General features: G+C 46.0%; 20 protein-coding genes and 1 pseudogene. 11 read left to right on the top strand and 10 right to left on the bottom strand.

Annotation, left to right across the window (positions count from 1 at the left end; translation table 11 throughout):
- The first annotated feature begins 23 nt into the window (after window positions 1–23).
- Window positions 24–2333 (top strand): CHASE2 domain-containing protein, encoded by a 2310-nt coding sequence (locus RID53_RS31105; protein ID WP_446391777.1) that lies wholly within the window; start codon window positions 24–26, stop codon window positions 2331–2333.
- 208 nt (window positions 2334–2541) lie between these two features.
- On the opposite strand, the gene RID53_RS31100 is transcribed toward RID53_RS31105, so the two are convergent.
- Complete coding sequence (locus RID53_RS31100; RefSeq protein WP_446391776.1) at window positions 2542–2709, bottom strand: hypothetical protein; 168 nt, start codon at window positions 2707–2709, stop codon at window positions 2542–2544.
- Window positions 2710–2860: 151 nt separating this feature from the next.
- Between RID53_RS31100 and RID53_RS31095 the strand changes: the two genes are divergently transcribed.
- Both RID53_RS31095 and RID53_RS31090 read left to right on the top strand, forming a co-directional pair.
- Entirely contained in the window at window positions 2861–3106 is a 246-nt protein-coding gene (locus RID53_RS31095) for a UPF0175 family protein (protein ID WP_446391775.1), read from the top strand.
- On the top strand, window positions 3103–3594 hold the full coding sequence (locus RID53_RS31090) for a DUF3368 domain-containing protein (protein WP_446391774.1): 492 nt from the start codon (window positions 3103–3105) through the stop codon (window positions 3592–3594). The genes RID53_RS31095 and RID53_RS31090 overlap by 4 nt, the downstream gene beginning before the upstream one ends.
- Window positions 3595–3888: 294 nt before the next feature.
- On the opposite strand, the gene RID53_RS31085 is transcribed toward RID53_RS31090, so the two are convergent.
- From RID53_RS31085 to RID53_RS31070, 4 genes are all read right to left on the bottom strand, one after another.
- Window positions 3889–8778 carry a CHAT domain-containing protein gene (locus RID53_RS31085; RefSeq protein ID WP_446391773.1) on the bottom strand — a complete coding sequence of 1630 codons (4890 nt, stop codon included), beginning with the start codon at window positions 8776–8778 and terminating at the stop codon, window positions 3889–3891.
- A 59-nt stretch (window positions 8779–8837) separates the two neighbouring features.
- Window positions 8838–10208, bottom strand: a complete 1371-nt coding sequence (locus tag RID53_RS31080) for an RNA-guided endonuclease InsQ/TnpB family protein (protein WP_446391772.1) — start codon at window positions 10206–10208, stop codon at window positions 8838–8840.
- Between the two features lie 302 nt (window positions 10209–10510).
- Window positions 10511–10930, bottom strand: a complete 420-nt coding sequence (locus tag RID53_RS31075) for a hypothetical protein (protein ID WP_006099378.1) — start codon at window positions 10928–10930, stop codon at window positions 10511–10513.
- 86 nt (window positions 10931–11016) lie between these two features.
- Window positions 11017–12681, bottom strand: a complete 1665-nt coding sequence (locus RID53_RS31070) for a CTP synthase (protein WP_446391771.1) — start codon at window positions 12679–12681, stop codon at window positions 11017–11019.
- Between the two features lie 526 nt (window positions 12682–13207).
- On the opposite strand from RID53_RS31070, the gene RID53_RS31065 reads away from it, so the two are divergent.
- The 3 genes from RID53_RS31065 to RID53_RS31055 all read left to right on the top strand — a co-directional run bounded on the left by RID53_RS31065 (window position 13208) and on the right by RID53_RS31055 (window position 15842).
- A complete protein-coding gene (locus RID53_RS31065; protein WP_446391770.1) occupies window positions 13208–13753 on the top strand; it encodes a pyridoxamine 5'-phosphate oxidase family protein in 546 nt (181 codons plus the stop codon).
- Window positions 13722–13919 carry a hypothetical protein gene (locus tag RID53_RS31060; protein WP_446391769.1) on the top strand — a complete coding sequence of 66 codons (198 nt, stop codon included), beginning with the start codon at window positions 13722–13724 and terminating at the stop codon, window positions 13917–13919. Before RID53_RS31065 ends, RID53_RS31060 begins: the two co-directional genes overlap by 32 nt.
- 147 nt (window positions 13920–14066) lie before the next feature.
- Entirely contained in the window at window positions 14067–15842 is a 1776-nt protein-coding gene (locus tag RID53_RS31055; RefSeq protein WP_446391768.1) for an N-acetylmuramoyl-L-alanine amidase, read from the top strand.
- 230 nt (window positions 15843–16072) lie between these two features.
- Here the strand turns inward: RID53_RS31055 and RID53_RS31050 are convergent, their stop codons facing one another.
- Both RID53_RS31050 and RID53_RS31045 read right to left on the bottom strand, forming a co-directional pair.
- Window positions 16073–16441: a hypothetical protein gene (locus RID53_RS31050; protein ID WP_446391767.1), complete on the bottom strand. Its 369-nt coding sequence runs from the start codon at window positions 16439–16441 to the stop codon at window positions 16073–16075.
- Between the two features lie 204 nt (window positions 16442–16645).
- Entirely contained in the window at window positions 16646–17413 is a 768-nt protein-coding gene (locus RID53_RS31045; protein ID WP_446391766.1) for a Uma2 family endonuclease, read from the bottom strand.
- Between the two features lie 233 nt (window positions 17414–17646).
- Between RID53_RS31045 and RID53_RS31040 the strand changes: the two genes are divergently transcribed.
- The 4 genes from RID53_RS31040 to RID53_RS31025 all read left to right on the top strand — a co-directional run bounded on the left by RID53_RS31040 (window position 17647) and on the right by RID53_RS31025 (window position 22006).
- Window positions 17647–18597, top strand: coding sequence for an S-layer homology domain-containing protein (locus tag RID53_RS31040; protein WP_446391765.1), 951 nt, complete (start codon window positions 17647–17649; stop codon window positions 18595–18597).
- A gap of 447 nt (window positions 18598–19044) precedes the next feature.
- On the top strand, window positions 19045–20073 hold the full coding sequence (locus tag RID53_RS31035; RefSeq protein ID WP_446391764.1) for a hemerythrin domain-containing protein: 1029 nt from the start codon (window positions 19045–19047) through the stop codon (window positions 20071–20073).
- 199 nt (window positions 20074–20272) lie between these two features.
- A complete protein-coding gene (locus tag RID53_RS31030; RefSeq protein ID WP_446391763.1) occupies window positions 20273–21133 on the top strand; it encodes an SDR family oxidoreductase in 861 nt (286 codons plus the stop codon).
- Window positions 21134–21424: 291 nt separating this feature from the next.
- Window positions 21425–22006 (top strand): chorismate--pyruvate lyase family protein, encoded by a 582-nt coding sequence (locus RID53_RS31025; protein ID WP_446391762.1) that lies wholly within the window; start codon window positions 21425–21427, stop codon window positions 22004–22006.
- A gap of 42 nt (window positions 22007–22048) precedes the next feature.
- Here the strand turns inward: RID53_RS31025 and RID53_RS31020 are convergent, their stop codons facing one another.
- The 3 genes and pseudogenes from RID53_RS31020 to RID53_RS31010 all read right to left on the bottom strand — a co-directional run.
- Window positions 22049–22783, bottom strand: a complete 735-nt coding sequence (locus tag RID53_RS31020) for a Uma2 family endonuclease (RefSeq protein ID WP_446391761.1) — start codon at window positions 22781–22783, stop codon at window positions 22049–22051.
- Window positions 22784–22864: 81 nt separating this feature from the next.
- Entirely contained in the window at window positions 22865–24973 is a 2109-nt protein-coding gene (gene argZ, locus RID53_RS31015) for a bifunctional arginine dihydrolase/ornithine cyclodeaminase (RefSeq protein WP_446391760.1), read from the bottom strand.
- A gap of 299 nt (window positions 24974–25272) precedes the next feature.
- Window positions 25273–25425, bottom strand: a pseudogene (locus RID53_RS31010) (FAD-dependent oxidoreductase); the annotation flags it as partial.
- A 130-nt stretch (window positions 25426–25555) separates the two neighbouring features.
- Here RID53_RS31010 and RID53_RS31005 point away from each other — a divergent pair.
- Window positions 25556–25822, top strand: a 267-nt coding sequence (locus RID53_RS31005) for an S-layer homology domain-containing protein (protein ID WP_446391759.1), incomplete at its 3' end; no start/stop codon positions are given.

Genomic DNA, 25822 nt, shown 5'->3' with positions numbered 1-25822 from the left:
AAATGACAAATGACTAATGACAAATGACAAATGACGATTATCAAGTAGGCGGCGCTTTACCCCTGGAGGCGAGGAATTATGTGGTTCGGGCGGCGGATCAAGAACTTTTTCAGGGATTGAGGGGGATGCGGTTTTGTTATGTGCTGAATTCTCGCCAGATGGGGAAGTCGAGTTTGTTGGTGCGGACGATGAAACATCTGCAAGATCAGGGGTTTGTCTGTGTGGAAATGGAAATGCGGGATATTTGTAGTTATCAAATTACTCAGGAGGAGTTTTATGGCACAATGGTGAGTCATTTGGTGAGTGGGTTGGAGTTGGATCTGGATGAGGGGGAGTGGTGGTATCGGTATGAGTATTTGTCTCCCTTTGATCGGTTCAGTAAGTTCGTGGATGAGGAGGTTTTGGCAAGGGTTGCGGGTAAGATTGTTATTTTTATTGATGAAATCGATAGTATTCTGAATTTAGACTTTAAAGATGATCTGTTTGGCTTTATCCGCACTTGTTATAATAAACGGGCAATTCAGCCAAAATACCAGCGTTTAACCTTTGCGTTGTTGGGAGTGGCGACGCCATCGGATTTGATTGCGGATAATCAGCGCACGCCGTTTAATATTGATAGTTTGGCGATTGAGTTGCAGGGGTTTACACGGGAGGAGGCGAAACCTTTAGTTAGGGGATTAGAGGGAAAGGTTCGTTATCCTGATGCGGTACTTCAAGCTATATTAAATTGGACAGGGGGACAACCGTTTCTGACGCAAAAGGTATGTCGGTTGGTGTGTCAGACAGTTGGGGAAGAGAGACACATTGATAATTTGACTAAACCCGCCCTTCTCAGGGGAAACTATTCCCAATCCCTTGTGGATCAGGTGGTGCGATCGCACATTCTCAATAACTGGCTGTCTCAGGATAATCCTGAACATCTGCGGACGATTCGCGATCGCGTCTTGTCTGGATATCAAGATAGTCAACGGGTATTAACGCTGTATCACCGGATACTCAAACGGAAAAAAGTTCCGGCTGATGAGAATAATTTGCAGCAGCAATTACGGTTATCGGGATTAGTGGTGAAGTGGGGGGGACAGTTGCAGGTGGCGAATCGGATTTACGCCTCGGTTTTTGATCGCCATTGGGTGAATCAACAGCTTCAGCCGATTCCCTCTCCCTCGCTATCCATTCCCTGGTGGCGGGTAATCGCCGCGACGGTGGGGGTAACGGTATTGGTGATGGGAATGCGATCGCTTGGCGTATGGCAATCTTGGGAATTTCAGACGTTTGATTGGTTTGGGCGATCGCGTCAGCCGGAGGAACCGGATCAACGGTTGTTGCTGGTGCAGATTACTCGGCAGGATATCGCCAACTTAGGCAATGAATATCCACTACATGATCGCACAATGCGGCAATTATTACAAACCTTAGACCAATATCAGCCCCAACTTATCGGTTTAGATATCTATCGTGACCGACCTGAAGGCAAAGGTCAAGCAGAATTAATTGAGTATCTCAAAACACGCGATCGCGTGATTCCGATTTGTACCCATCCTAATCAGAATGATCCCGAAGGTATCTCACCACCCCCAGAAATTCCCCGCCAGCGTCTAGGATTTAGTGATGTGATTACCGATTCCGATAGCATTGTCCGCCGTCATCTTTTAGCCATGAATCCGCCTCAACCTTCCAACTGTTCCGCCTACTATGCTTTTAGTTCCCAAATCGCCCTGCGTTATTTACAGAATCAGGGCTTTTCTGTTGACTTTCCCACCGCCAAACAATGGAAAATTGGCAGAATCCGCTTCAAGATTCTCAACCAGAACCCTGGATTTTATACCGCCTCCCAAGTCAAAGGACACCAAATCCTACTCAACTATCGCCGCAGCGAGGAAATTGCGCCCACTGTCACCCTGACTCAGGTACTCAACCATCAAGTCAATCCCGTTTTGATTCAAGACAAAATTATATTAATTGGCGTAACTGATCCCAGTGTCAAGGATTACTTTAAAACGCCAGAAAATCAAGATATTCGCGGCTTACATCTTCACGCCCATAAAATCAGTCAACTGATTAGCGCCGTAGCCGATCAACGTCCCCTACTTCAATTTCCCCCCTGGTGGATAGAAACTATTTGGATTGGAACATGGGCGTTATCAGCCGGACTCATCAACTGGCGCATTTCCAGCTTAATCTATCGAGGAATCGCCAGCGGAATGGTTTTAATTAGTATTGGGGGAGTTAGTTTTATTATTTTTATCACCCTTCATTTTTACCTTCCCCTCACCCCCTCTATTTTTGCCCATCTAATCACCAACCTATTCTTATGGAAACACCAACCTATATAACTAATAAACGATTAATTTCTCTTTTGTTCTTTTGTCTTGCTTATCTAATTGTAGGGTGGGTTAGGCGGTACTAAATTCTGCCAATAACCCTTTAATTCTCTATCCGCCGTAACCCACCAATTTCCCACCTTGAAATCCCCCTAAATCCCCCTTCAAAAGGGGGACTTTGAGGAAGTCTTTCATTTGTCATCCGTAATTGTAGGGTGGGTTAGGCGGTACTCAATTCTGCCAATAACCGTTTAATTTCTATCCGCCGTAACCCACCAATCATCACCCATTCTTCGTTGAGGAAGGATTCCCCTATCCACAAAGTTTGGGTGATAATCTTTAATTCGGTATCTACTGCGTATCCGCCGCCCCTTGTGCTTTCAGCCAAGTTAATCCATCAACTATCGCCTGACGGGTTGCCCCAGCATCATACAATTAAAGCGTAACCGTGAGAGAATGTATGGGTCAAAGACTTATTAAGCGTACCATTGAGGTTAGGTATACATCCATACTGACATAGAGGCGAGGAGAGTGAACCAATGAGTTTAGTGATTCCCGATGACTTTCTGCAAGTGGCACGTATGTCTGAAGCGGATCTCAAGTTAGAAATTGCTATATTGCTCTTTCGGCAGGAAAAGATTACCTTGGGTACAGCGAGTCAATTTGTGGGGATGAATCAACTCGAATTTCAGCGAATTTTAGGTCGCCGCCAAATTCCGATTCATTATGGTGTTGAGGACTTTAGGCAAGATTTGAGAACATTGGAGGTAAACGACTGGCGATGATTGTTGTCAGTAATACCTCGCCCATTTTTTATCTTTCTACCATTGCTCAGCTTGATTTGCTGCGTCAACTCTACAAGGAAGTCGTGATTCCCACGGCAGTTTTTAACGAAATAACTAATGTGGGTAATACTGATGCTAGTGCCAGCATTGTACCAACCTTAAGTTGGGTGAAAACTCAATCAGCAACTGATCAAGCATTGGTCAACAGGTTAAGAACTGAACTCGATTCGGGTGAGGCTGAGGCAATCGCTTTGGCTGTCGAGTTAAACGCTGAGCGGCTGCTCATGGATGAACGACTCGGTAGAGCTGCTGCAATGCGAGTTGGGCTACAAGTTACAGGTGTCTTAGGAATTCTCATTGCTGCTAAACGGAACAATTTAATTCAAGAGGTAAAACCGCTTCTTGATGCTCTAATTGATCGAGTCGGTTTCTGGGTTGAGGAACAGCTTTATACAGAGGTTTTGCAAGCGGTTGGTGAGTCAGTATGAAGGAAAAACTTCAGCGTTCTAATCATTATACTGTCCCACAGAAGGCTATAAAAATGATGCGTTTGTGCGTTACGCTTCGCTAACGCACCCTACTGGCTACTGGCTACTGGCGTGACTTTAATCTTAATATCCCCCTAAATTCCCCTTCAAAAGGGGAACTTTGAGAAAGTGTTTCCTTTGTCTAACTTGTAGGGTGGGTTAGGCGGTATTAAATTCTGCCAATAACCATTTAATTTTCTATCCGCCGTAACCCACCAATCATCACCCAAAATTGAGAGAAAAGGGATCTCTCATCTACCACGGACTACCAATAATTGTGAATCCTGCCCAATAATAAGGATGGGATAACCGTTGATTTGCCCGAGTTCCCAATCCAGGAAGTGCAACCTCTAACGCCTCAATTCCGGTTAACTTCCCTCCTTCAAAATACACCTGTTCCCGTAACATCGCCAGTTGCGCCTGACGCAAAGCTTCGGCTTTAATCGTGATATCCGGTAGGCGTAATTGATTATAGAATCCACTCATTAAACTCAGCGTCGCTTCATCGCCCACATACCACAGACTCGCTACCGCCGACTTGACGCCAGTTTGTACCGCTAACCCCGCAAATCCTAATTCAGCCTTAGTATTTCCCAGGGCGGTTTGACAGGCTGAGAGGACTAATAATTCGATAGGCGGGGGTAAATACCATTCCAGTTGGCGCACTTGATTGAGTCTCAGTTTCGTATCCCACAGTTGAATATAGGAATTACTCGGATTATCGCCATTAAATTCAGCATGGGTGGCGAGATGGATAATCTCAAAAGGTTGGCGGCGACTTTCAGTTTTCAGATTGTTGAGGGTAAATTCTTCGTTGAGGAAGGATTCCCCTGTCCACAAGGTTTGGGTGATAATCTTTAATTCGGTGGCGACTGTAGGTAATTCCCCTAAATCGGAAAATTCAGTCGCGCCCATGGCGAGAATTTGGGCATCTTTAACGGGTTGATAGCGGGTGTTGGTGAGGCTAAAACTGGGAATGGAACCAATGCTATAGTGTTCAATCAGAAATTGCTTGCCATCGTGTAATGCCGCCATAGGAAGTTGACGTAATCCGCCATCCATACAGAAGATAAGCGTATCAATGTCTAAGGCGTTTAAGTCAGATTCCAAGGGGGCGATTAACCATTGATAAAGCTGTTGGGCGGCGGGGAGGTAGCCACGGGATTCGGTAATATCCATAACCATCTCCTGAAATTCGCTGACGGTACTGTTTAGGGTGGTAATAGTAGCGGCGGGAACCAGTTTACGGATATAATTGTCTTCCGGTAAAACTAATATTAATTCCAATCCTTCTGGCAGATGACGGGCATAGATGACAACCGCACGTTTTCCGGTTTGCTGTTCGATGGTTTTCAGGGTTTCCCGTAAGCTTTCGGCGGTGACGTTGGCATTGGTTAAGTCTTCGCCAAAGTAGTCTTCAAATTCATCTTCAAAAAGTTGGTCGATTTCGGCGACAACATCATCTTGGGGGGTGACTTCGAGTGGCGGGAGGGGGTTGTTAACGTTGAGATTAATAGGTTGTTCGCCAGGAAATCTCCAGCTAATATTGTAGTTTCCGGTTTCCGGGTCTGGGATAATGCTGGTGGCTGCGCCTAAAGTATTTCCAACCTGAAGGGCTAACGACTCGATGGGATTTTGATCTAAGTTTAGTTTGGGTATTGGTTCTGGTACAGGGATGGGCGTTGGCGGTAGAGGTATAGCGCCCAGAATTGATATAATTTGAATCCGATTCCTATCTCGTTTGTGGGTGAAGAAATAGTCTCTGGTGGGTTCAATTGTCTGTATCCCCGCGTCATCGCCTCTGGTAATCGCGGCTGCTGTGCCATTGATATCAGAATTTCCGACAATAAAGGGAATATCACCGTCTCCGCCGTGGCGAATAATAATGGTTCCACCGTTGTCACCCCCAGCGACAGAAATACTGGCGTTGATGTTATTTTGGTCGATGAAGGAGTCAGTGGCTTGGAAATAACTGGGAGTGGTAATATCGACATCTCCGCCGCTACTATTCCCCAGACTTTGGGCGTTAATCTGGCTGACTTTAATATTGCCACGGGCGTTGAGAGTAATATCACCACCATCGCTAAGGTTAGAGGAATCAAGAATACCTGTTTCAATTTGTCCGCTATTGCTGGTGAGGGAAATGCCTGCGGGTGAGGTTAAATCCCCGGTTTTGATTTGTCCACGGGTACTGGTAAAAGAAATGCCTGTGGGTGAGGTGAGATTATCGGTAATAATGTTATTGATAGCTGTGATATTGACTCCGATTGGGTTATCAGTAATATTGCCTTGAACGATTAAATTGTTGAGAGGGGTTGAGCCACCGATAATATCGTTAAATTCAATAATACCGTTTTCCGTTTCGAGATTCAGGTTTTGAGTTCCATCAATGGTGTCTTGGAAGGTAATATCACCAGTACCGAATAGGGTGATGGAAATATCGTCAGCGAGGATAACTGAACCGTTAAAAATAAGGTTATTTTGGTTTGTTGCAATATCACCTCCGAGAGTAATGACGTTATTTGCAGTGAGTTGGATTTCTCCACCTGTACTCGTTTCAGAAAAGGCATCAATTTGAGCGGCGGTAATGCTATCTGCTGCGTCAAGGGTGATATCACCGCCAGTGCCAAATGCTGATGCGGTAATGAGTGCGCCTTGGCTGGTATCGATATTGCCATTTTCGCTAGTAATACTGATGTTGCCACTATTGCCACTAAAACCACTCAAGAATGAGGTGATTTCACCTGTGGAAATATCGCGGGGTGCTTTGAGTGTGATGTTACCGCCATTTTCACCACCCGCCGCATTTAAAATACCTGCTGTGGCATCAATTGTTCCACCACTGGTGAGGATTATATCTCCGCCCATGTTACCAGACGTATTGATCCCAGCGGTTTTAATGTCGCCAGCAGCATAGAGAAAAACATCACCACCAGCACCAATATTTGCTGTTGTTATAGTACCTAAAGTTGTGTTAATAGCTCCGCCACTGTTAAGGGTAATACTGCCTTGAGCAGTTACATCGATTTCACCTGTTGTAATATCGCTAGCGGCTGTAATAGTGAGATCCCCACCATTTACTCCAAAGGCAGCACCTAATTGAATTAATGCCGCAGAAGTGTCAACTTTACCTTCAAAACTGGTAATGATAATATCACCACCAGCAACATTTCCCCCATTAGTCCCTTTCAAAATATTGCCTGTTATTACAATGTCACCAGCCGCTGTAAGAGTCAAATCGCCTGATCCAGCAGAGTGAAAATCACTAACATTAATTGTTCCTTTACTGCTTATAATAGTAATGCTTTCACCTGTAATCCCCCCAAAAAGTACGCCTGAGCTAATGCTTGTAGCGGTGATATCACCATTTGCATTAAGAGTGATAGATCCTACATCAGTCGGTATATCAATACCTGTAGAAAAACCTAATGCTAGCTGAAGACTTTGTATAGAAATATTCTGTCCTGCTTTCAACTCAATAGAACCACCATTAGTTGTTATTCTTTCATTGAGGTTAATGTCCCTGTTGGCTTCCAACGTAACGGTAGTATCTAAGGTTTGATTGGCAAAATTCAAGTCTGTATCCTCAAGCGCAATAATATCTCGCTGTGCTTGAAGAAGAATATTTCCAGTTAAGGCAGTGAGTGCTGTGTCATCAACTAAAAAGTCAGTGGTTGCACCGCCATCAGCCAAGAGAATCTCACTATCGGCTACCTGAGTATTATCATCAACTAGTCCATCATCAGGTTCAATAATAATATCCCTCGGATCAAGAAGTATTGTTCCATCTTTACCATTTGTCGCAGCTACATCAGCCATGCCGCTAAAGGCTAACGATTCCTTTCCTGATACCTCAACAAAACCCCCATTTCCTAACTCGCTCCCTCCACGAGCGCTAATATTCCCATAAAATCCAGTTACTTCATCAGACCAGACAATAACACGACCGCCATCTCCATTGAGTAAACTGTCAGCATTAATCACCGAATCTCTGCTGACAAATGTACGTAAGGCATTCGGAACCGTACCTTGTCCCTGATAATCGCCACCAATTCTTACAATCCCGCCACCGTCAGTACCAGAAACATTAATATTGGCATTAAAGAGTCCTACCTTATTACCTAAAACATTAATCTCACCGCCAATACGTGTTGAGGGCGCAAGGCTTTGCGCCCCTACATTAGATGTATCAAGAGTGCCAGAAGCGATCGCTATTCCTCCTTCATTTGGTATAGTCGCGCCAGACTCGGTTAACTGTACCGTATTATCGGGATTAACACTTAACCCTGTCTCTCCTGTTTCACCACTCCCCGTTAACAACGTCGCTAAATCCAAGGGCGCAACCGGAAGCAACATTCCCTCACTATCCCGTGGTGGTGCTATTTCCAAACTCAATAACTGTCCCGGTTGACTAATCCTGACCAAACGTTCCCCCGGAACCGCCGCAACTGTAATATTTCCTCCCGGTGCAGCCAATTCACCAGTGCTGATAACAGTACCCCCCAGTAGCGTTAAATTATGCCCTTCTGTTACCACCAAATTCCCCGCATTAATCACACTTCCGGGTTGCGCCAAATCAAAAGCAAAACCACTGGGATTTCCGACTAAATCCTGATACTCATTCCCGCCAAACGCATTAAACCAATTCCCCTCACCAAAGCCAATCCCTGTGGCTGTCGTTGCTGTAAAATCCGCCGGGACATTCAACCACGCATTTTCCCCAAACACAATCCCCGCCGGATTCATCAGAAATAAATTAGAATTACCTCCCGTTACCTGAATCAACCCGTTAATTATCGAAGCGTCACCGCCAACTACCCGCCCGAAAATATTCCTAATCTTAGGATTCGATAAAAAGTTAGCAATTTGACCCGCATCTAATCCAAATTCCTCAAAACTATGAAATAAATTCGCGTCATCCCTTGACAAACGACCCCCTGTAATATCCAGTTGAGTCCCATTCGGCGTCACCACCGTTCCCGTCTCATCAGCCGCCGGAGTAATCGGTTGTGCATTCAGGGAGGCTGGGGATAAAATAACCCCAGTGCCAAAGATTGCCCCCACCAGAGAACAAGACGCGATCGCACACCAACGCCCTAGACTCTGCCATTCCCTACCCGACTTGGTTTGAGGTATTTCTCCCATGGCACCCGCCCCCAATATCAGTATTTTTATCTACCTATAATTAATATTGTGACATCCTCCTACACCGAATCAAAGATTACGGTGTAGGCTTCCTTGAGCGGCTCCTTGCGGCTACGCTTCCGGCGTTTTATAGTTGGGAATATGCCCAGCCCAACTCTCTTGATGTTAATCGCCGCGTTCCAATCTCTATCCAAAATCAATCCGCATAAGCACTCATGCATTCGGACTGATAAATCTTTCTTGACCAAGCGATTACAACAAGAGCATATCTGGCTTGTGTTATGGGGTTTAACCTTCACCACTGCTTTACCAGCTTTCGCAGCTTTGTAAGCGAGAATTGATAGGAATTGACCCCAGCCAGCATCATTGATCGACTTGTTTAAACCTGATTTGGCGCTTTGCCCATTGGGTAAATATTCCCCCTTTTCATTCTGTTTCGGTTTGTTCCTTCGGGATAAGTTTCCCGGCTTGATATCCTCCACAAAGAATACTTTCTCATCCCGATTCACCAGCTTTGCTGCCGACTTATAATGGAATTGCTTCCGCTTGCGCTGTAGCCTCTGATGGTGCTTTGATATCTTTTTGGCTAGCTTCCGCCGTGATGCTGATTTGTGAGGCTTGCTGTCTTTGCGGTTAGCCAAAGAAGCCAGCTTTGACTCAGACCTGCGGTAATGCTGCTGAATTGGCTCAATCTCCCCGTCCGAGGCTGTCCAGAATTTCTCCAAACCAACGTCCAAACCTAGAGAGTTTTCTTGTGTTGCCTCTATCTCTGGTGATTTCAGCGTCGGGACAGATTTATCCTCTAAGGTTAAGGTTACATACCATCCATCGGCGCGACGTGACACCAGTACCGCCTTAATCGTGAATCCTTCTGGGATTGGACGATGGTAGATGAGTTTTACCTGACCTACCTTGGGTAGGCTGATATAGGCAATGTCGCGCCGCGTACCGCCGTTTTTGCGACAATGCGGGTTAGGGGTAACAGCGAGGCAACCGGGTTTCAACTGAGGAATAGAAAATGTCCGATATCGCCGCACTGATTTAAACCGAGGTTTTCCGCTTCGTTTTCCGCTTAAATCACCTTTAATAAACCGATTAAACGTATCTTCTACTCGTTTAATCGCTTCCTGAATTACCTGCGAATGAACCCCATTATATAGGTGCTTGCAAGTTTCCCTTGACCAATGAGTAGCCCGTTTCTGAGAATAGTAACCAGGTTGTTCTTTAAGCTCTGGTAAATGAGTGACAAAAATTGGGCAGGCATTGACTGAGTGGCGGTTACGTTCCCACCAGTTAAACCGTTCCTCTAGCATCAGGTTGTGTATTCGGCACAACTTATACAGCCATTCGTTTAGCTGATAAACTTGTTGATCATTCGGTACAATCCGATACTGGTAATTCAGTTTAAACGTGTCTTTGCTTCGCTTCAATTTCTATCACCTCCTTAAGCTTTATTATAATACCTATGAGCTAACACTGGCGATTCATCCCACGCTTAATTAAAAATTAAAGCGTGGGGCTTCTCGCCATCACAAGCTAAGTAGTCGGACAAAAGAAAACAGCATGCTCATTAAATTTTAGGCGGGTAGCCCTCCCCCTGCTTCCAGACGCGCCATGGCACGTCTCTACATTGCTTCCCCAGCTTCCCCGGCTTCCAGACGCGCCATGGCACGTCTCTACATTGCTTCCCCTGCTCTCTAACCCCACCTCAAGTACCAAAGAGCCAAACTTTCTAAGAAATGACATAACCTGTTTTACGTTTAATATAATCTAGAATCTTCTGATAACTCTCTGGATCAGTTTGCTCATTAATAATAATCGGAATTGAACTATCGGGTAACCAAAAAGTTAACTTGCCACTCGCCGCGTGAGAAAAGCTACTGATGCGGTTTAGATCAATTACATAATCACTGCGCTCATATCTAACTTGAATCCAAGACCCAGCTAGGGAATGAGCGCAGACTTGTTTAATATACTCCAAAACTTGATGATACCCCTCTGGATCACCTTGCTGATTAATAATAATCTGGTGGGCACTATTTGGCAACCAGAAGATAATTTTGCCATTGGGAGCGCAGGCAAACGCACTGATGCGATCTAAGTCAATCACATAATCACTGCGTTCATAATCAATTTGTATCCAGTACGCCACAAAACCTCCTCAAGCCATTGCGAGCTTTGAGTTATGAGTTGTGGATAATTTGGGTAAACTCATAACTCAAAATTCAAATCTCTAGGTCACGATACCTGCACTGGGGATTGCTGGATAATGGGAGCATTTGTTGGAGAAATTGCATCTTCACTCTGACATTGCTCGATCGCAGCTTGCACAAATCCTTTAAACAAAGGGTGGGGCGCACTCGGTCGAGAGCTAAACTCTGGGTGAAACTGAGTCGCCAGGAAAAATGGATGATCGGGGTATTCAATGATTTCCACTAAGCGACCATCGGGGGATGTCCCACTAATCATATAACCTGTGTCTAAAAGCAGGTTACGATAGGCATTATTAAATTCATAGCGATGTCGGTGACGTTCATAAATCACCTCCTCCCCATAGACTGATGCGGCTAAGGTATTGGGCAGAATCCGACAAGGACACATGCCTAAGCGCATCGTACCACCTAAGTCCACAACATCCTGCTGTTCGGGCAACAAGTTAATCACGGGATTCCGAGCATTGGGTACAAACTCAGCACTATGAGCATCCTCAAGCCGCGCAATATTTTGCGCCCACTCAATCACAGAACACTGCATTCCCAAGCATAAACCCAGAAAAGGAATTTTTTGGGTACGGGCATATTCAATCGCCGCAATTTTGCCATCGACGCCTCGGATACCAAAGCCTCCCGGAACAATGATAGCGTTGACTCCAGCTAAAAAGTGTTGGGCACCCTCGGTTTCAATATCTTCCGAACTTACCCAACGGATGTTGAATTCGCTCCCTAATGCGATCGCGGCGTGGCGCAATCCTTCCACAACCGACAGGTAAGCATCACTCAAGCGGATATACTTACCGACAATGGCAATTTCCACCTGATGGATGGGGCGATGCATTCGTTCCACTAAGGTTTGCCACTGGCTTAAATCAGGCTCCCGTTGGGGGAGTTGTAATAGATCTAAAGTTTGGTTTGCCAGTCCTTCTTGTTCTAGAATCAGGGGGACTTCGTAGATGCTATTGGCATCGGGAGAAGTAATCACCGATTCTACAGGCACATCGCAGAACTCCGAGAGTTTCTCTTTAATCCCCGGTTGCAGGGCGCGATCGCACCGACAGACTAAAATATCCGGTTGAATACCAATCGAACGCAGTTCTTTCACCGAATGCTGAGTCGGCTTGGTTTTCATTTCACCCGCTGACGGAATCCAGGGTAACAGGGTGACGTGCATATACAGGACATTATTGCGCCCCACATCCTTACGGAATTGACGAATCGCTTCCAAAAATGGTAAGGATTCAATATCGCCGACGGTTCCCCCAATTTCGGTAATTACCACATCCGGATTGGTATTTTTTGCCACCCGATGAATCCGTTCTTTAATCTCATTGGTAATATGGGGAATCACCTGCACCGTTCCCCCCATGTAGTCGCCGCGACGTTCTTTATTCAGAACCGCCTGATAGATTGATCCGGTGGTGACACTATTGAGGCGGGACATCAGCGTATCCGTAAACCGCTCATAATGTCCCAAGTCTAAATCCGTCTCCGCCCCATCTGCTGTGACAAAGACTTCCCCATGTTGAAAGGGACTCATAGTTCCTGGATCGACGTTAATATAGGGGTCTAGCTTAAGAATCGACACCGAATAATCCCGCGATTTGAGCAATCGTCCTAAGCTAGCAGCAACGATACCCTTACCGATGCTAGATACAACCCCACCTGTTACAAAGACAAATTTAGCCATAGAATTTTTAAGTACGCCAGACTTTTCAAGATGCACCCCGTTAATTGTGCCACAGTCTTTTAAGATTGTTTGGAGTCGGGCTGGAGTGTGACGCCCTCAATCACTCATAAGAGTAATCGTCCCCTGACTGGTTATTGAAATTGCTATCACCCTGTACACCCAAACCCATGAAACTCGCTTCCGCTAACTTCAGACGCCACAAGTCACGCTGAGAACATCCTTTCTCCATTTTCCATGCACAACTCGTCTACGCTCTGCCCGATTAGTTTTGGGGGATTCTTTTATCCTTTACGTTGAACATCCGCTCTCGTCTGGAATGTCCACCCCGAAAGCCTGACGCTTTTTTCGTCCTGATTTTCTCCCGCAGCCCGATGAACTCTACCTGATAATGCTCCCAGCCTCTCTCCCTCTCAACGCTCATCCCTATTCCCAAGCTAGACGACTGGCGATCGCTTCCGACTGACACGGTAACAAATTGTCTGCCTACATTTACAAAACTTTATTTTTCTTTATCTTAAAGAGGACAATGGCAAAATTTTATTCAGAACTCGGCGAAAGTTTACAAAACTTCATCAAAGAACAACAGATTTTTTTTACCGCCACAGCACCTCGACAGGGACGGATTAATTTATCCCCCAAAGGTATGGACACATTTCGCTGTCTTGATCCGAAAACCGTCGCGTACCTGGATTTAACAGGTAGTGGCAATGAAACGGCGGCTCATTTGCAGGACGATGGTAGACTAACGATCATGTTTTGCAGTTTTACCAATAAACCTCTAATCTTACGCCTTTACGGTCAAGGGCGAGTAATTCGCCCCGTTGCTCCAGAATGGGACACCTTTTATACCCACTTTAATTCGCTGCCAGGACAACGACAAATTATTGTTCTAGATATTGAATCCGTGCAAACTTCTTGTGGCTATGGCGTTCCCATCTATGACTTTCAAGGTGAACGAGAAACTCTGGTTAAATGGTCAGAAAAAAAGGGAGAACAGGGCATTTATGAATATTGGCAGGCGAAAAATATCCAAAGCATTGATGGATTACCCACTCATCTTTTATCCGATTGACAAAACAGGTAAGGTGTGGGGAGATGCGGAAGCTACGGAAGCAGGGGGAGCAGGGGGAGCAGGGGGAGCAGGGGGAGCAGGGGAAGCAGAGGGAGCAGGGGGAGCAGGGGGAGCAGGGGGAGCAGGGGAAGCAGAGGGAGCAGAGGGAGCAGGGGGAGGTAAATAGCTCAATGACGAGAAAAGAGTTTTATGTGTAGGGGCGGGTTTCACTACTATCGTTTTTTTTTCACCCTAATGTCACTAAACCCGCCCTGTCTAAATGATGAATTGCTGAATAAATGACAAATGACAAATGACAAATGACGAATAACCAATGAAAACCATCCTAGGATTAGCTGTATTAGCATCAGTTATGGCATCTCCCGCTTGGGCGGAACAACCTCTTTTCCTGACGTATCCGTCTGACAATCATCAAACCACGGCGGAACAAATTTTCTTAATTGGAACAGCACCACCAACAGGAGATGTGCGGGTCAATGGTCAAGTTATCCCCCGCAGTACGGCTGGACATTTTGCGCCGAGTTTCCCCTTGGAATTGGGCAAAAATCGCTTTACCCTGCGCTATCAAAATCAGACCATTCAGATTAATGTAACTCGCGTTGATCCGACTCCAAATGTGCCAACGGGGTTAAGCTTTGCCCAGGATTCCCTAACCCCAAAGGTGGACATTGCCCGATTACCTGGAGAACTAATCTGTTTCCGGGCGATCGCGCCACCAAATGCAACCGTTACAGTGAACCTGGCAAATCAAACCATTCCCCTAATGGCTCAATCCCAGGATGTCCCGTTACCGCCCAATTCCGCCGTATTAATTGCCCAAAATCAAGTTGGTGTTCAATCAACGAGGGGTGACTATCAAGGCTGTGCAACCGCAGAAATTGCGGCAAATTTAGGACAACCAAACTATCAGCTAACCGTGAATGGGAAAACCATAAGTCAAGCTGCACCGGGACAGATTTCCATTCTCAACCCCGTTGAATTAGAGGTGGCTGAGGTAATTGTAGATGCAGGTGTCGCCCGAACTGGACCAAGTACCACCTATTCTCGCCTCACCCCCTTACCCAAAGGCGTCAGGGCGACGGTTACGGGGCGTGAAGGGGGATGGGTACGTTTAGATTATGGGGCGTGGATTAAAGCAGAAGAAGTGCGTATTGTTCCGAATACGGTTCCGCCAACCGCCTTGATTCGTAGTATCCGCGCCCGTCAGATTCCAGGGGCGACAGAGGTGGTATTTCCTTTAAATACACCTGTACCTGTGACGGTTCAACAAGGCGATCGCACGTTTACGTTAAGCCTTCATAACACAACCGCCCAAACTGATGTGATCCGCTTGGATGATGACCCCTTAATTAAACGCCTAGATTGGCAACACGTTACACCAACTCAGGTGAACTATACGTTTAACTTGAAATCCGATCAACAATGGGGGTATGACCTGAGATATGACCAAACTAATCTGATTCTCACCTTACGCCATCCGCCAACTGTTCGCACTCAAAACGTAGCACCCAATTCTGAGAATGCTTTACAACCGTTAAAAGGAATTAAAATCCTCCTTGATCCAGGACATGGGGGTGCAGAATTAGGGGCGAGGGGACCCACTGGTTATCCGGAAAAAGATGTGAATTTAATTGTGTCGAAGTTGCTGCGCGATCAACTTCAGGAAAAGGGTGCAACAGTATATATGACAAGGGAAACCGATCGGGCGGTGTCATTGGGCGATCGCGTGACTATGATCAACCAAATTAAACCTGCGATCGCGCTTTCGATTCATTACAACGCCCTCCCTGATGCAGGTGATGCGATAAATACCAAAGGGGTTGGTATGTTTTGGTATCATCCCCAGGCGCATAATTTGGCGATATTTTTGCAGGATTATCTGGTGAACCAGTTAGATCGTCCGGCTTATGGGGTGTTTTGGAATAATCTTGCACTGACTCGCCCTCATACCGCACCATCGGTATTATTAGAACTAGGATTTATGATTAATCCAGAGGAATTTGAGTGGATTATGAATGCACAACAACAACAGAGATTAGCGAGTGCGATCGCGGATGGGGTGACGCAGTGGTTCCAGAATATTCAATAAAGCCAAACAGTGAGTATTATTTGATTGAGCCGGATAATAATTTAAACCCAAGATTCTCACGAATAGTTAGGGATTGCTGAGGAAATATTGGACTGCGGGGAGGGAACGGTTTTCATAACTTCACTTAACTCACCAATTAGCCAAGCTTTGAAAAGCTAAACTCTAAAATGAGATGCGACCAGACCTCCCACACCTAAAATTAACCAACAATCTTGTTTTAGTCTAGCTCATTACTGCTGAGACTTCTGTGTTTTTTCAGAAATCTTTTGAGATTCCTTCAGATAATCCTGATTCAATTTTACTTGCTCCTTGAGCGCGTCTGTCTGTGCATTCGTTGCTTTTACATGATGTTTCACAGCGGCTTCATACGCTTGATTAGAAGATTCACCTTGCTTTTGCTCAGATGTTTCAGCGTCTTCAATTAAAGCTTTCGCTTCCTGCTGTATGGTTTGGCTGTACTCTTCTAAGGATTGTCCATGTTCTGGGTTTCCTCTCTCTTTGAAAGATTTCCCCAGCTTCTCTAGACGTTTACCCTGCTCCTCAAGCTGCTTGCCATGTTTCTGTGCCAGGTTAGTCGTTTTATCAGAAATATCTTCCATATCAGGTTCCAGTATTCACAACTACTATCAGGTTAAGACAGAGACATATTGTCTAGCACCTATCTAAAGGTAAACATGGCTCTTTCCTAATACCAAGTTGCAGTCTAATGTAGAACTTTCTTTTTCTCCCTATCTCCCCCTCACCCTCTCACCCTCTCACCCCATCTACTCTATCTGCTATCTTTGAACGCAACTTTGTATAACTTATGCTTCTGGCTCAATTCCAGCCGCTCGTAACTGGGCGATCAAAGCTTGAACTCGTTGTCGTTCTTGCTCAGCCTGTTGTCGTTCTTGTTCAGCGCGTTGTCGTTCTTGTTCAGCGCGTCGTCGCTCTTGCTCAACCAATTCTATCCCCCAGGGTAACAGTTGCCCAGATTCATCCCACCACCGCAACCAATACCCCTGACGGTTTCCCTTCCTTCCTGCCCACACACCTAAGGATAAACCCAGTGCTTCTACCCAATAACGGTTCTCCTGGGGCGGCTGCAAGACATAATGTCCAGAATCATTGAGCTGATACATTTCCAGCACACCTTGTTCAGGTTCAAAAATTCCATATTGGGGAACTCGCAACACTTGCTCATAAAAATACCATTTCCCCGGAGGATAAGTCGGCTTAATCGAATATTCACTTCCCTCTGTATCGGAGAGAAATTCGATGACAATTCCTGGAATATCCCCTTGCAGGTGTGGCGTATAACTGCGGCGGACAATCTCTTGGGATACATTAATCCGAGGTACATACATCCAATCAGGAGCTTTAACCACAAACTTACCCTCTAACCGGGCGCAAACACCATAATTCGTGGCGACTAATGTATTTTCTTGCAATCGCCCAGTTTGTTCTAAACTGTCGCTGAGTGCGGCGGCTAATGTCGGCTGATCAATATTATCCACAGGATCATCGGGTAAGGGAAAATCATCGGGTAGCTTCTCCCAGGTAATTTTAGGCTGGCTTGTTACCGTTGTCATCAGGTATCATCTCCCTCCATCTGTAAGCCCTATTTTAGATAAAGATAGAGTACGATCGCAGGACTTGAGTGCGTTAGTTGCTTTACATGAATGATGCCGCACGGCTGCTTCATAAGCTTGATGAGAGGATTCACCTGTCTCAGGTGTAAACGTTCAGGGATTTCCAATTGAATTATCCAGACGCGATCGCTAATCTCCTGTAAAAGTTTATAGATTCACTACACGCGATCGCTATGTCCCCTCCCTCTCCGCCAGAACCCCCATCTCCTCTCGATTTGGATGAGTGGATTGCGATTATTGTGACATTGACAACGATTGGCGGTATTTTCTATTGGGCGATGGGTAAAGAACAAAAGCAGCAAATTCTGCAAGACTTGGGGTTTTCCCCGCCCTCACCTCAACCTGACTCAACACCGGAATCCCCAAAGCTAACTAAACCCACGCCAACGACTCCTGAGTTATCGGATGCTGAGACAACACCTCGTCGGGAGGCTGAGGTGCAGGGGAGTGGGGGTGCAGGGAAGCAAGGGAGAATGCAAGCTGATCCAGCACTTCCAGCGCCAGAGAAAGCCCCACCCTCAACGGTAACTCCAACTCCGACGACACCGACTCCCTCGGTAGAATTTTCTGATGTTCCCGATGACTTTTGGGCAAAAGAAGCGATCGCAGCGTTGGCGAAACGGGATATTGTGGTGGGTTTTCCCCAGGGTGAATTTAAACCGCAGCGATTTGCCACTCGTGGCGAATTAGCCGCTATGCTACAGCAGCTATTTGAGCCAAAACCAAAGCAACGGGCGATCGCCTTTGAGGATTTACCACCAAATTACTGGGGTGATGAAGCGATTAAGGCGGTGGCTAAAGCGGGAATAATCATTGGATATCCTGATGATAAATTTCGTCCCAACCAACCGATCACCCGTGCTGAAGCCTTAGTTGTCTTAGCTAAAGCCCTAAACCTGAAACCCCCAGCCGAACCCAGTAAAACCTTAAAACAGTACACCGATAGCAACAAAATACCAGATTATGCGATCGCCAACGTCGCGGCGGCGGTAAAAGCGGGTTTAGTCACTGGCTATCCTCAAGGAAATTTGCTCAATCCCAATAAACCAGCTACCCGTGCTGAACTTGCGGCGATGCTTCATCAAGCTAGGATGGTTTCCCGAAACAGAACTTCACGGCAATAAATCCGGTTTTACCGTATCGCTTACGCCTAGCTTTCACCTAGTAATTTAACCTATACCGAGAGACGTACTTGAGTTGAATCGACGGGTTATCCTCCTAAAAATTTCTGCTAAATAGTTAACCATTGTATTAGGAATCAGTCTACCCTCAGATAGATTAATCTTTATTGGCAATAGAGCTAATCTGAAATGAGCCAATTGATCCGATTGGTTAAAACTTGAGTAGAGTAGATAGGTTAGGTATTGACACTATTTAGATAGAACTTGCAAGGCTAAACCTTAGACCTTGAGCAAGATAGGCTGCGTTTAAGCAAACGCCAAAGTAGACTTAGGCAAAAACAAGTCTATTTACTATTTTGAGCTTATGGATATCTGAATAGCGAGTCAATTATCACCATCAAGATACTCACTTAATAAATAAACGAATTGTAGAAAGGAGAACACAATAAAATGGTTGCTACCCTTACTGATGCTAAGCGCTCTGCCATTGCTGAAAAGCTTGCCGATATGCGGGCAATTCAGAATTTAATCATTGCGAATGAACAGCAATTTATCAACGACTGTAAAAACAACGAGATTTTTGGTCGTTTAGAAGACATGCTAGAGGATGACCAGAACAACTTAGACGTTCTGGAAACAACGATTACTCAGTATGGAATTCAATCTGAGCCAAAAGAGAAAGTAAAAAAAATGATTGAACAAGCTGAGCAGATGATGAAAAGCTCTGAACTCAGTCTTTATGAAAAGATGGCTCAGCATGAACTACTAAAACATGGTCAAGTCATGTCAGGACTTGTGGTTCATAAGGCAGCTCAAATCGCTGGTGCGGATGTCGAGGAAGCACTTTCTCCCCTAAATTCGGTCAACTTTGAAAACCGGGCGCATCAGGAAAGACTCAAGGGCATGTTGGAATATTTAGGCACCCAAGAGTTAACAGGTGAAGAACCCGAACAAGGAGTTTGGGGACGAGTTCAAGATGCAGTAGCTGCTATGACGGGTGCGATTGGTAGTGCTGTGACTCAGACATCTGATAAGTCTGACATGGATATCATGGATGTCATTTTCATGGATCACCAAAAAGTCAAAACCTTAATTGGTGAAATTAAGGGAACCAATAATCCGCAGCGCATCCAGGAGTTTTTTGGACAACTCTACAAGGATATAATTGTTCACTCTAAAGCAGAAGAAGAAGCCGTCTACCCTCAAATTCGTTCCTTTTATGGCGATGCTGATACTCAGGAACTCTATGATGAGCAGGATCAGTTAGAAACGATTCTGAATGAGATGAAAAATATCGATCCTACTTCATCCGAGTTTAAGTCTAAACTGAAGCAGGTGAAAGACATGATTGGCGATCACACTCGTCAAGAAGAAAGCACGATGTTCGCTTCCCTGCGGAAGAATCTTTCGTCAGAGCAACGGGAACAAATGGCAACTCAATTTAAGGAATCCAAGCAGAAATTGCAAAGCCAAATGTAGGGGCAAATTTAGGGACAATTGAATTGTAGGGGCGGGTTTAGGGACTAAATTCCGCTATTCACCGATAACGGAACAGCAAAACCCGCCCTATTTCACCCCCTAATTGAAAAGCAAAACCCGCCCTATTTACCCATAAATAAATAACAAAATTTACTCTTTGACGCACTAAAGTGCCTACTACGAACAGGAGCGCGATAACATGACAATTACACCGGATCAAATCCCCCCTCAATCCCAAGAGCGGAAACCCGCCTTAGAGTCAGAAATGACACCCAAGCCGGAATATGATGATCCGAACTATAAAGGAAGCGATAAGTTACGGGATAAAGTCGCCTTAATTACGGGCGGCGATAGCGGGATTGGTCGCGCTGTTGCGGTTTTCTATGCCAAAGAAGGAGCCGATGTTGCAGTTGTTTATTTGGACGAGCATGGAGATGCTCAAGAGACGAAAAAAGCTGTAGAATCTTATGGTCGTCGTTGTTTATTAATTGCTGGCGATATTCGCAACGAACAATTCTGCCAGGAAGCGGTTCAGAAAACAATTGATGAATTTGGTAAGCTAGATATTCTGGTCAACAATGCAGCGGAGCAATATCTAGAGGAGAGCATTGAGGATATTGACTCAGCCCGATTAGGTAGCACATTTGCGACCAATATCTTCTCAATGTTCTATTTCACGAAGGCGGCGTTACCTCACCTTGAACCCGGAAGTTCTGTGATTAATACGACATCCATTAATGCCTATAAAGGTAACTCGTCCTTGCTCAGTTATTCCACAACAAAAGGTGCTATTCTTGCCTTTACTCGTTCCATCTCCCAACCTTTAATTAAGAAAGGAATCCGGGTAAATGGTGTCGCGCCAGGTCCCATCTGGACTCCGTTTATTCCAGATGCGTTTCCGGGCGAGCAAGTCGAAAGTTTTGGTCAACAAGTTCCGATGAAGCGTCCAGGACAACCCAAGGAGGTTGCACCGAGTTTCGTTTTCTTGGCGTCTCAAGATGCGTCTTATATGGCGGGTCAAGTGCTGCATCCGAACGGTGGTGTGGTTGTTGGTGCATAGAGATTGGGTGGAGTCAAATTGGGCGCACGTCGGTGCGCTCCTACAATTCTGTGCCACGCCACTACACAGATCCCCGACTTCTTCAAGAAGTCGGGGATCTTGCTTGGATAGAATGTAGAAGTATGCTGTAATTAGGCTTATGTGGTCAAATCGTCGCAAGAGTGCTACATTATTTCTAGTTGTAAATAAATGTAAATTCACGAATTCAGAAAATGCAAACTGTGTACGCTACCTCGGTTTGAGCGTTTTTTACTCAACCAAGTGGATAGGGGAAATAGGACTTAAGATACCATGAACCGACTGATAGCGAACGAACACCTCATGCGAGACGATTTACAACAGTCTCTAGAGCGCCATCATATTAATCCAGGTACATTGAGTACGTTTCAGCGAATTTTACTCACCACCGATGGCACGTTAACTGATATTCTGGAAGCCTATTTATTTGAACAGATCCAGGTTGTCAAACTCTCCCAAAATCTTATCCCCATTCCCAAATCACTTCCGATTATGGAATTAGCGGAGGGGACGGACGTGATTGATAGACGCATTTTACTGCAAGGACGCATTAGTCGCAAAAACTTTATTTACGCGGAATCCATCCTGGTTCCCGAACGCCTGGATGATCATTTTAGACATGAATTGTTTAAAACCAAAACCCCAATTGGTAAGATTTGGTTAGAGCAAAAGGTGGAAACTTTCAAAGAAATTTTGGATTCTGCTAAAGAATCGGCTCAGGGTTTAGCGGAGTATTTTGATATTGAGGCGAGTGACAAGCTACTTTCCCGTACTTATCGCGTATTTACCAATGGTAAACCTGTAATGATGATTACAGAAAAGTTTCCAGAAAGCTATTTTCTCAATAGCGTTTGATTTTGAGAACAAGCAATCATCTAGATGTCACAGATCCCATGATCATGTTTCCGGCTCTATCCCCAAAGCCCTGAGCTGTTCCCGCAAACGAGCATTCTCTCCCTCGGCTCGTTCAGCTCGCTGGCGTTCCTGTTCGGCTCGTTCTTCCCCTGTCAACAGCAAATTCCCCTGACTATCCCACCACCGCAACCAGGGCAGTTCTACGTTCTTGTAGCGTCCCTGCCAAATTCCTAACTCTACTCCGAGTGGTTCAATCAGGTAGTGTCCGCGATCATTAGCAGGTAACAACCTGTAGCGTCCTTCTACCAGATGATAAACTTCTATGCTGGCTTGCTCTACTTCGTAGATGCCGTAGAAAGGAATACGAATCGCTTGTTCGTAAACCCAGAACTTGCCTTGATAAGGCGTGGAATCTCGTTCTTCGGAGCCATTTCCAGAGACGAATTCTAAGGCAATGAGGGGGGAAACGATTTCCTGCCACAGGACGTAGGAGCGCCGCATTTGACCATCCAGGGTGGGTGGCACATTGGCAACATAAAACCAGTCAGGGGCTTCGGCTCCGCGCTCTGGCGGGTCAGTTAAGCGCCAGTAGATACCACTGTCTTGACCGATCGCATAGTATCCATCGGGGTGTAGTTGTTGGAGAATCGGCTCAATGGATTCGGTTAATAGAATACTTTGAGGATGTTCCTGAAAGTTTTTCACAAACGTACCATCGGATTCTGGGAGTTGGGTGTGATCGGGTAGAGTTTTGGGAAGTTCGGGTATCGTTTTCATTCTTCATCAGTTCTCTAGGGCTGTGGAAACCCGCGCAGGCGGGTTTCGTTTGTGTAGCTGCGGTTTCAACCGCCCAATCGATTACGCTGATTGTTGATAAGGGCTGGTTAATTTATCCAACTGCTGTACTAACAAACTTAGGAATAAGCCCACATCAGTAACTACACCCACGGATTCCAAGGAACCGCGATCGCTTAACTTGGTAACAACGGCGGGATTGATGTCCACACACACCATTTTCACCCCAGATGGCGTCATATTTCCTACCCCAATGGAGTGCAGCATCGTGGACAGCATTAAAATCATATCCGCCCCTTCCAGCAGCTTGGCATAGTCGGCTTGGGCTTTAATTAAATCCATCTGCGTATCTGGTAGAGGTCCATCATCGCGAATGGAACCCGCGAGGGAAAAGGGAACATTGTGCTTAACGCATTCATACATAATCCCTTTTGTCAATACCCCTTTCTCCACAGCACCAGCAATGCTGCCATAACGACGGATAGTATTAATCACCTTGAGATGGTGGCGATGTCCACCCCGTACCGGGACACCTCGTTTCATATCCACGCCCAGAGAGGTTCCCATCAGGGATTGCTCAATATCATGAACCGCGATCGCATTACCGCCCAACAACGCCTGCACATATCCTTCGCGAATCAGACGAGATAAATGTTGAGAACCACCCGTGTGAATCACCACCGGACCAGCAGTAACTATGACTTTACCCCCTTGATCGCGAATTTGGCGCAATTCCCAGGCAATTTGCTCAACAATTAATTCCACCCGGCGTTCACTAGAAACGCCAGCACCCATGAAGCTAAATTCTTCACTGCTACGCTGTTCACGGGTTTTTGGCTTGTGAACGGTGCGAATTCCTTCCACACCGACAACCACCTGTTCTCCGACTTCTAGATCCCGTAGGATTTTACAGCGAGCGATCGGCTGGGAGTCCATCTGGGTAATCGCAATTGCCCCATCCATGCGCTGGTTTTGTACCTTCACCCACTCACCCTTAATCCGCACTTCTGTGGGATAAATCGTGGACACATAAAAGTCATCCGGCGCTACACCTGATTGAATCACGGGTTCAAGATTGGCGTCACACTCCTCTTGGGCGGGAGCGACAGCGCCCAACTCAATCAGTTGGCTCATCACCTCTTCCATCACATCATGGGAGGGTGCAGAGACGCGAATCTCAGCGCTGGAGGTACTTTGCCGTTGAACACCCAAATCGAAGTTGAGAACTTGGAAGCTACCGCCAGTTTCCACAATTAGATCTAACGCCCGACTAATCAAGCCAGAATCTAACAAATGTCCTTCTAGGCGAATCGTGCGACTTTCGACTGGGACATTAGCATGGAGTTCAGTACGAACCGGTTCAGTTACCCGCAGGGTCAAGCATTTCGCCGCGCCACCTGCTTTGAGGAATTCAGTCAGGGGGGTTTCAAGGACTCTAAACCCTGCCTCAGCCAACCGTTGCTTCAGGCGATCGCTCGCTTTGTTCATCACCACAACTTGGTCAACATTCACCGCATTGCAGGCGAAGTTCACGGCATCGGCTTCTTCCAAGGCGATACGTTTTTCGGGTGCGACTCGCATCTCAATTAAGCGATTGGAGTAGGCATCAAAGGCGGGGGGATAGTAGAGTAAATAGCCGCCCGTCAGGGGACAGAAACAGGTATCTAGGTGATAGAAGCGCTCATCGGTGAGTCGCAGGGAGACAACTTCAATATCCAGCCATTTTGCCAGATAGGGGTGAGAATCCAATTCGGAACGGAAGCCGTAGCCCGCCCATAACCAGCGTCCTTCTCGATCCAGGAGGGCATCACCTGCACCTTCAAAGGGCAGTTCTTTGGGGAGTTCGTAGACAGTGTAGCCTTGGGCTTCAAACCACTCCTTGAAATGGGGTTCCTCACCCTGGCGTTCTTTGTGCAAGAACCGACTCAGGACAACGTTTTTACCGAGAACCAGCCCTGCATTTGCCGTAAACACCATATCGGGCCACCCTTGTTGAGGGTTAACCAAATCCACGATCGCATGATCTTTGAGGACATGGTGCAACTTGTGCCACTGTTCGACGGCGCGATCGCGCGAGGACTTGTGAATATTCCCTTCCATCCAGGGATTAATCACATAGTCCACATCGTAGTGGTCTGGGGAACACATGAGAAAGCGAATCGAATCAGTCATAATCAATTTTTAATGGGTAGACGCTGACAATAGACCAACTTCCTATCCTATCTAATTTTCAAAGGACAACCCACATTAGTGCTGGATTAGGGGAGATGCGATCGCGTCTTCATTCATACCAAACTGCTTTTGTCAACCCCTTTTCAACTTGGGTACTTTTTCCTTCTACCCCTTGGAGCCTTCTGGCTTCTGCCTTTCTTCGGTAAATCGTAAAAAAACCTGCGATAAAAAGCCTCAAGCAGCAAGGGAAAAGAGGACTGGTGGTGATTGTGGATCATCTGGATCGGATAGATCCCCTTCATCCATCTGCCACTGGCGTCAAAAACCCAAAACCTATCCCGCATTTTCTTACGCTTTTGCAGCAGATGAGTGACTAAGGTTAGAGCCTGGGGATCTGCACCAACAATGGCAATGTCAATATTCGCGGGTAAGGATGCCGAATAATTTGTCATGAAAAATCTGATCCTTGATTTACAATAACGATAATCGTTCTTATGATAATGATTATCACAATTGTGACACCGAGTAACCAAATAGGCGATCGGGCAAGACCTTGAACTGCATAGGGTGTGAGGAATGACTATGGCAAAAACATGGTGGAATACTTTAATCGTTAACCCAGTGGTGTTGGGTAGTACTTGGGCAGTCTGTGCAGCCCCAAATGCTTTGGCACAGATTGAGGGATACAACCCCATCAGTCAAACGAACGCTCTTGAGCAAGTCACCAGTGTCTCTCAGTTACGAGATGTTTCCCCTGGCGATTGGGCGTATGAAGCCCTACGCAGTCTGGTGGAACGGTATGGTTGTATCGCGGGCTATCCCGATGGCACCTATCGCGGGAATCGAGCC

It is taken from the genome of Coleofasciculus sp. B1-GNL1-01, assembly GCF_040220235.1.
GTDB lineage: Bacteria > Cyanobacteriota > Cyanobacteriia > Cyanobacteriales > Coleofasciculaceae > Coleofasciculus.
Note: the sequence above shows the minus strand (reverse complement) of the source record. Positions and strands in the feature narration are given on the sequence as shown.

What these genes read in the sequence shown, in the direction of transcription:
- RID53_RS31105 (WP_446391777.1), top strand. Translation starts at nt 24, where the DNA reads ATGACAAATGACGATTATCAAGTAGGCGGCGCTTTACCCCTGGAGGCG.
- RID53_RS31095 (WP_446391775.1), top strand. Translation starts at nt 2,861, where the DNA reads ATGAGTTTAGTGATTCCCGATGACTTTCTGCAAGTGGCACGTATGTCT.
- RID53_RS31090 (WP_446391774.1), top strand. Translation starts at nt 3,103, where the DNA reads ATGATTGTTGTCAGTAATACCTCGCCCATTTTTTATCTTTCTACCATT.
- RID53_RS31085 (WP_446391773.1), bottom strand. Translation starts at nt 8,778, where the DNA reads ATGGGAGAAATACCTCAAACCAAGTCGGGTAGGGAATGGCAGAGTCTA.
- RID53_RS31070 (WP_446391771.1), bottom strand. Translation starts at nt 12,681, where the DNA reads ATGGCTAAATTTGTCTTTGTAACAGGTGGGGTTGTATCTAGCATCGGT.
- RID53_RS31065 (WP_446391770.1), top strand. Translation starts at nt 13,208, where the DNA reads ATGGCAAAATTTTATTCAGAACTCGGCGAAAGTTTACAAAACTTCATC.
- RID53_RS31060 (WP_446391769.1), top strand. Translation starts at nt 13,722, where the DNA reads ATGGATTACCCACTCATCTTTTATCCGATTGACAAAACAGGTAAGGTG.
- RID53_RS31055 (WP_446391768.1), top strand. Translation starts at nt 14,067, where the DNA reads ATGAAAACCATCCTAGGATTAGCTGTATTAGCATCAGTTATGGCATCT.
- RID53_RS31050 (WP_446391767.1), bottom strand. Translation starts at nt 16,441, where the DNA reads ATGGAAGATATTTCTGATAAAACGACTAACCTGGCACAGAAACATGGC.
- RID53_RS31045 (WP_446391766.1), bottom strand. Translation starts at nt 17,413, where the DNA reads ATGACAACGGTAACAAGCCAGCCTAAAATTACCTGGGAGAAGCTACCC.
- RID53_RS31040 (WP_446391765.1), top strand. Translation starts at nt 17,647, where the DNA reads ATGTCCCCTCCCTCTCCGCCAGAACCCCCATCTCCTCTCGATTTGGAT.
- RID53_RS31035 (WP_446391764.1), top strand. Translation starts at nt 19,045, where the DNA reads ATGGTTGCTACCCTTACTGATGCTAAGCGCTCTGCCATTGCTGAAAAG.
- RID53_RS31030 (WP_446391763.1), top strand. Translation starts at nt 20,273, where the DNA reads ATGACAATTACACCGGATCAAATCCCCCCTCAATCCCAAGAGCGGAAA.
- RID53_RS31025 (WP_446391762.1), top strand. Translation starts at nt 21,425, where the DNA reads ATGAACCGACTGATAGCGAACGAACACCTCATGCGAGACGATTTACAA.
- RID53_RS31020 (WP_446391761.1), bottom strand. Translation starts at nt 22,783, where the DNA reads ATGAAAACGATACCCGAACTTCCCAAAACTCTACCCGATCACACCCAA.
- argZ (WP_446391760.1), bottom strand. Translation starts at nt 24,973, where the DNA reads ATGACTGATTCGATTCGCTTTCTCATGTGTTCCCCAGACCACTACGAT.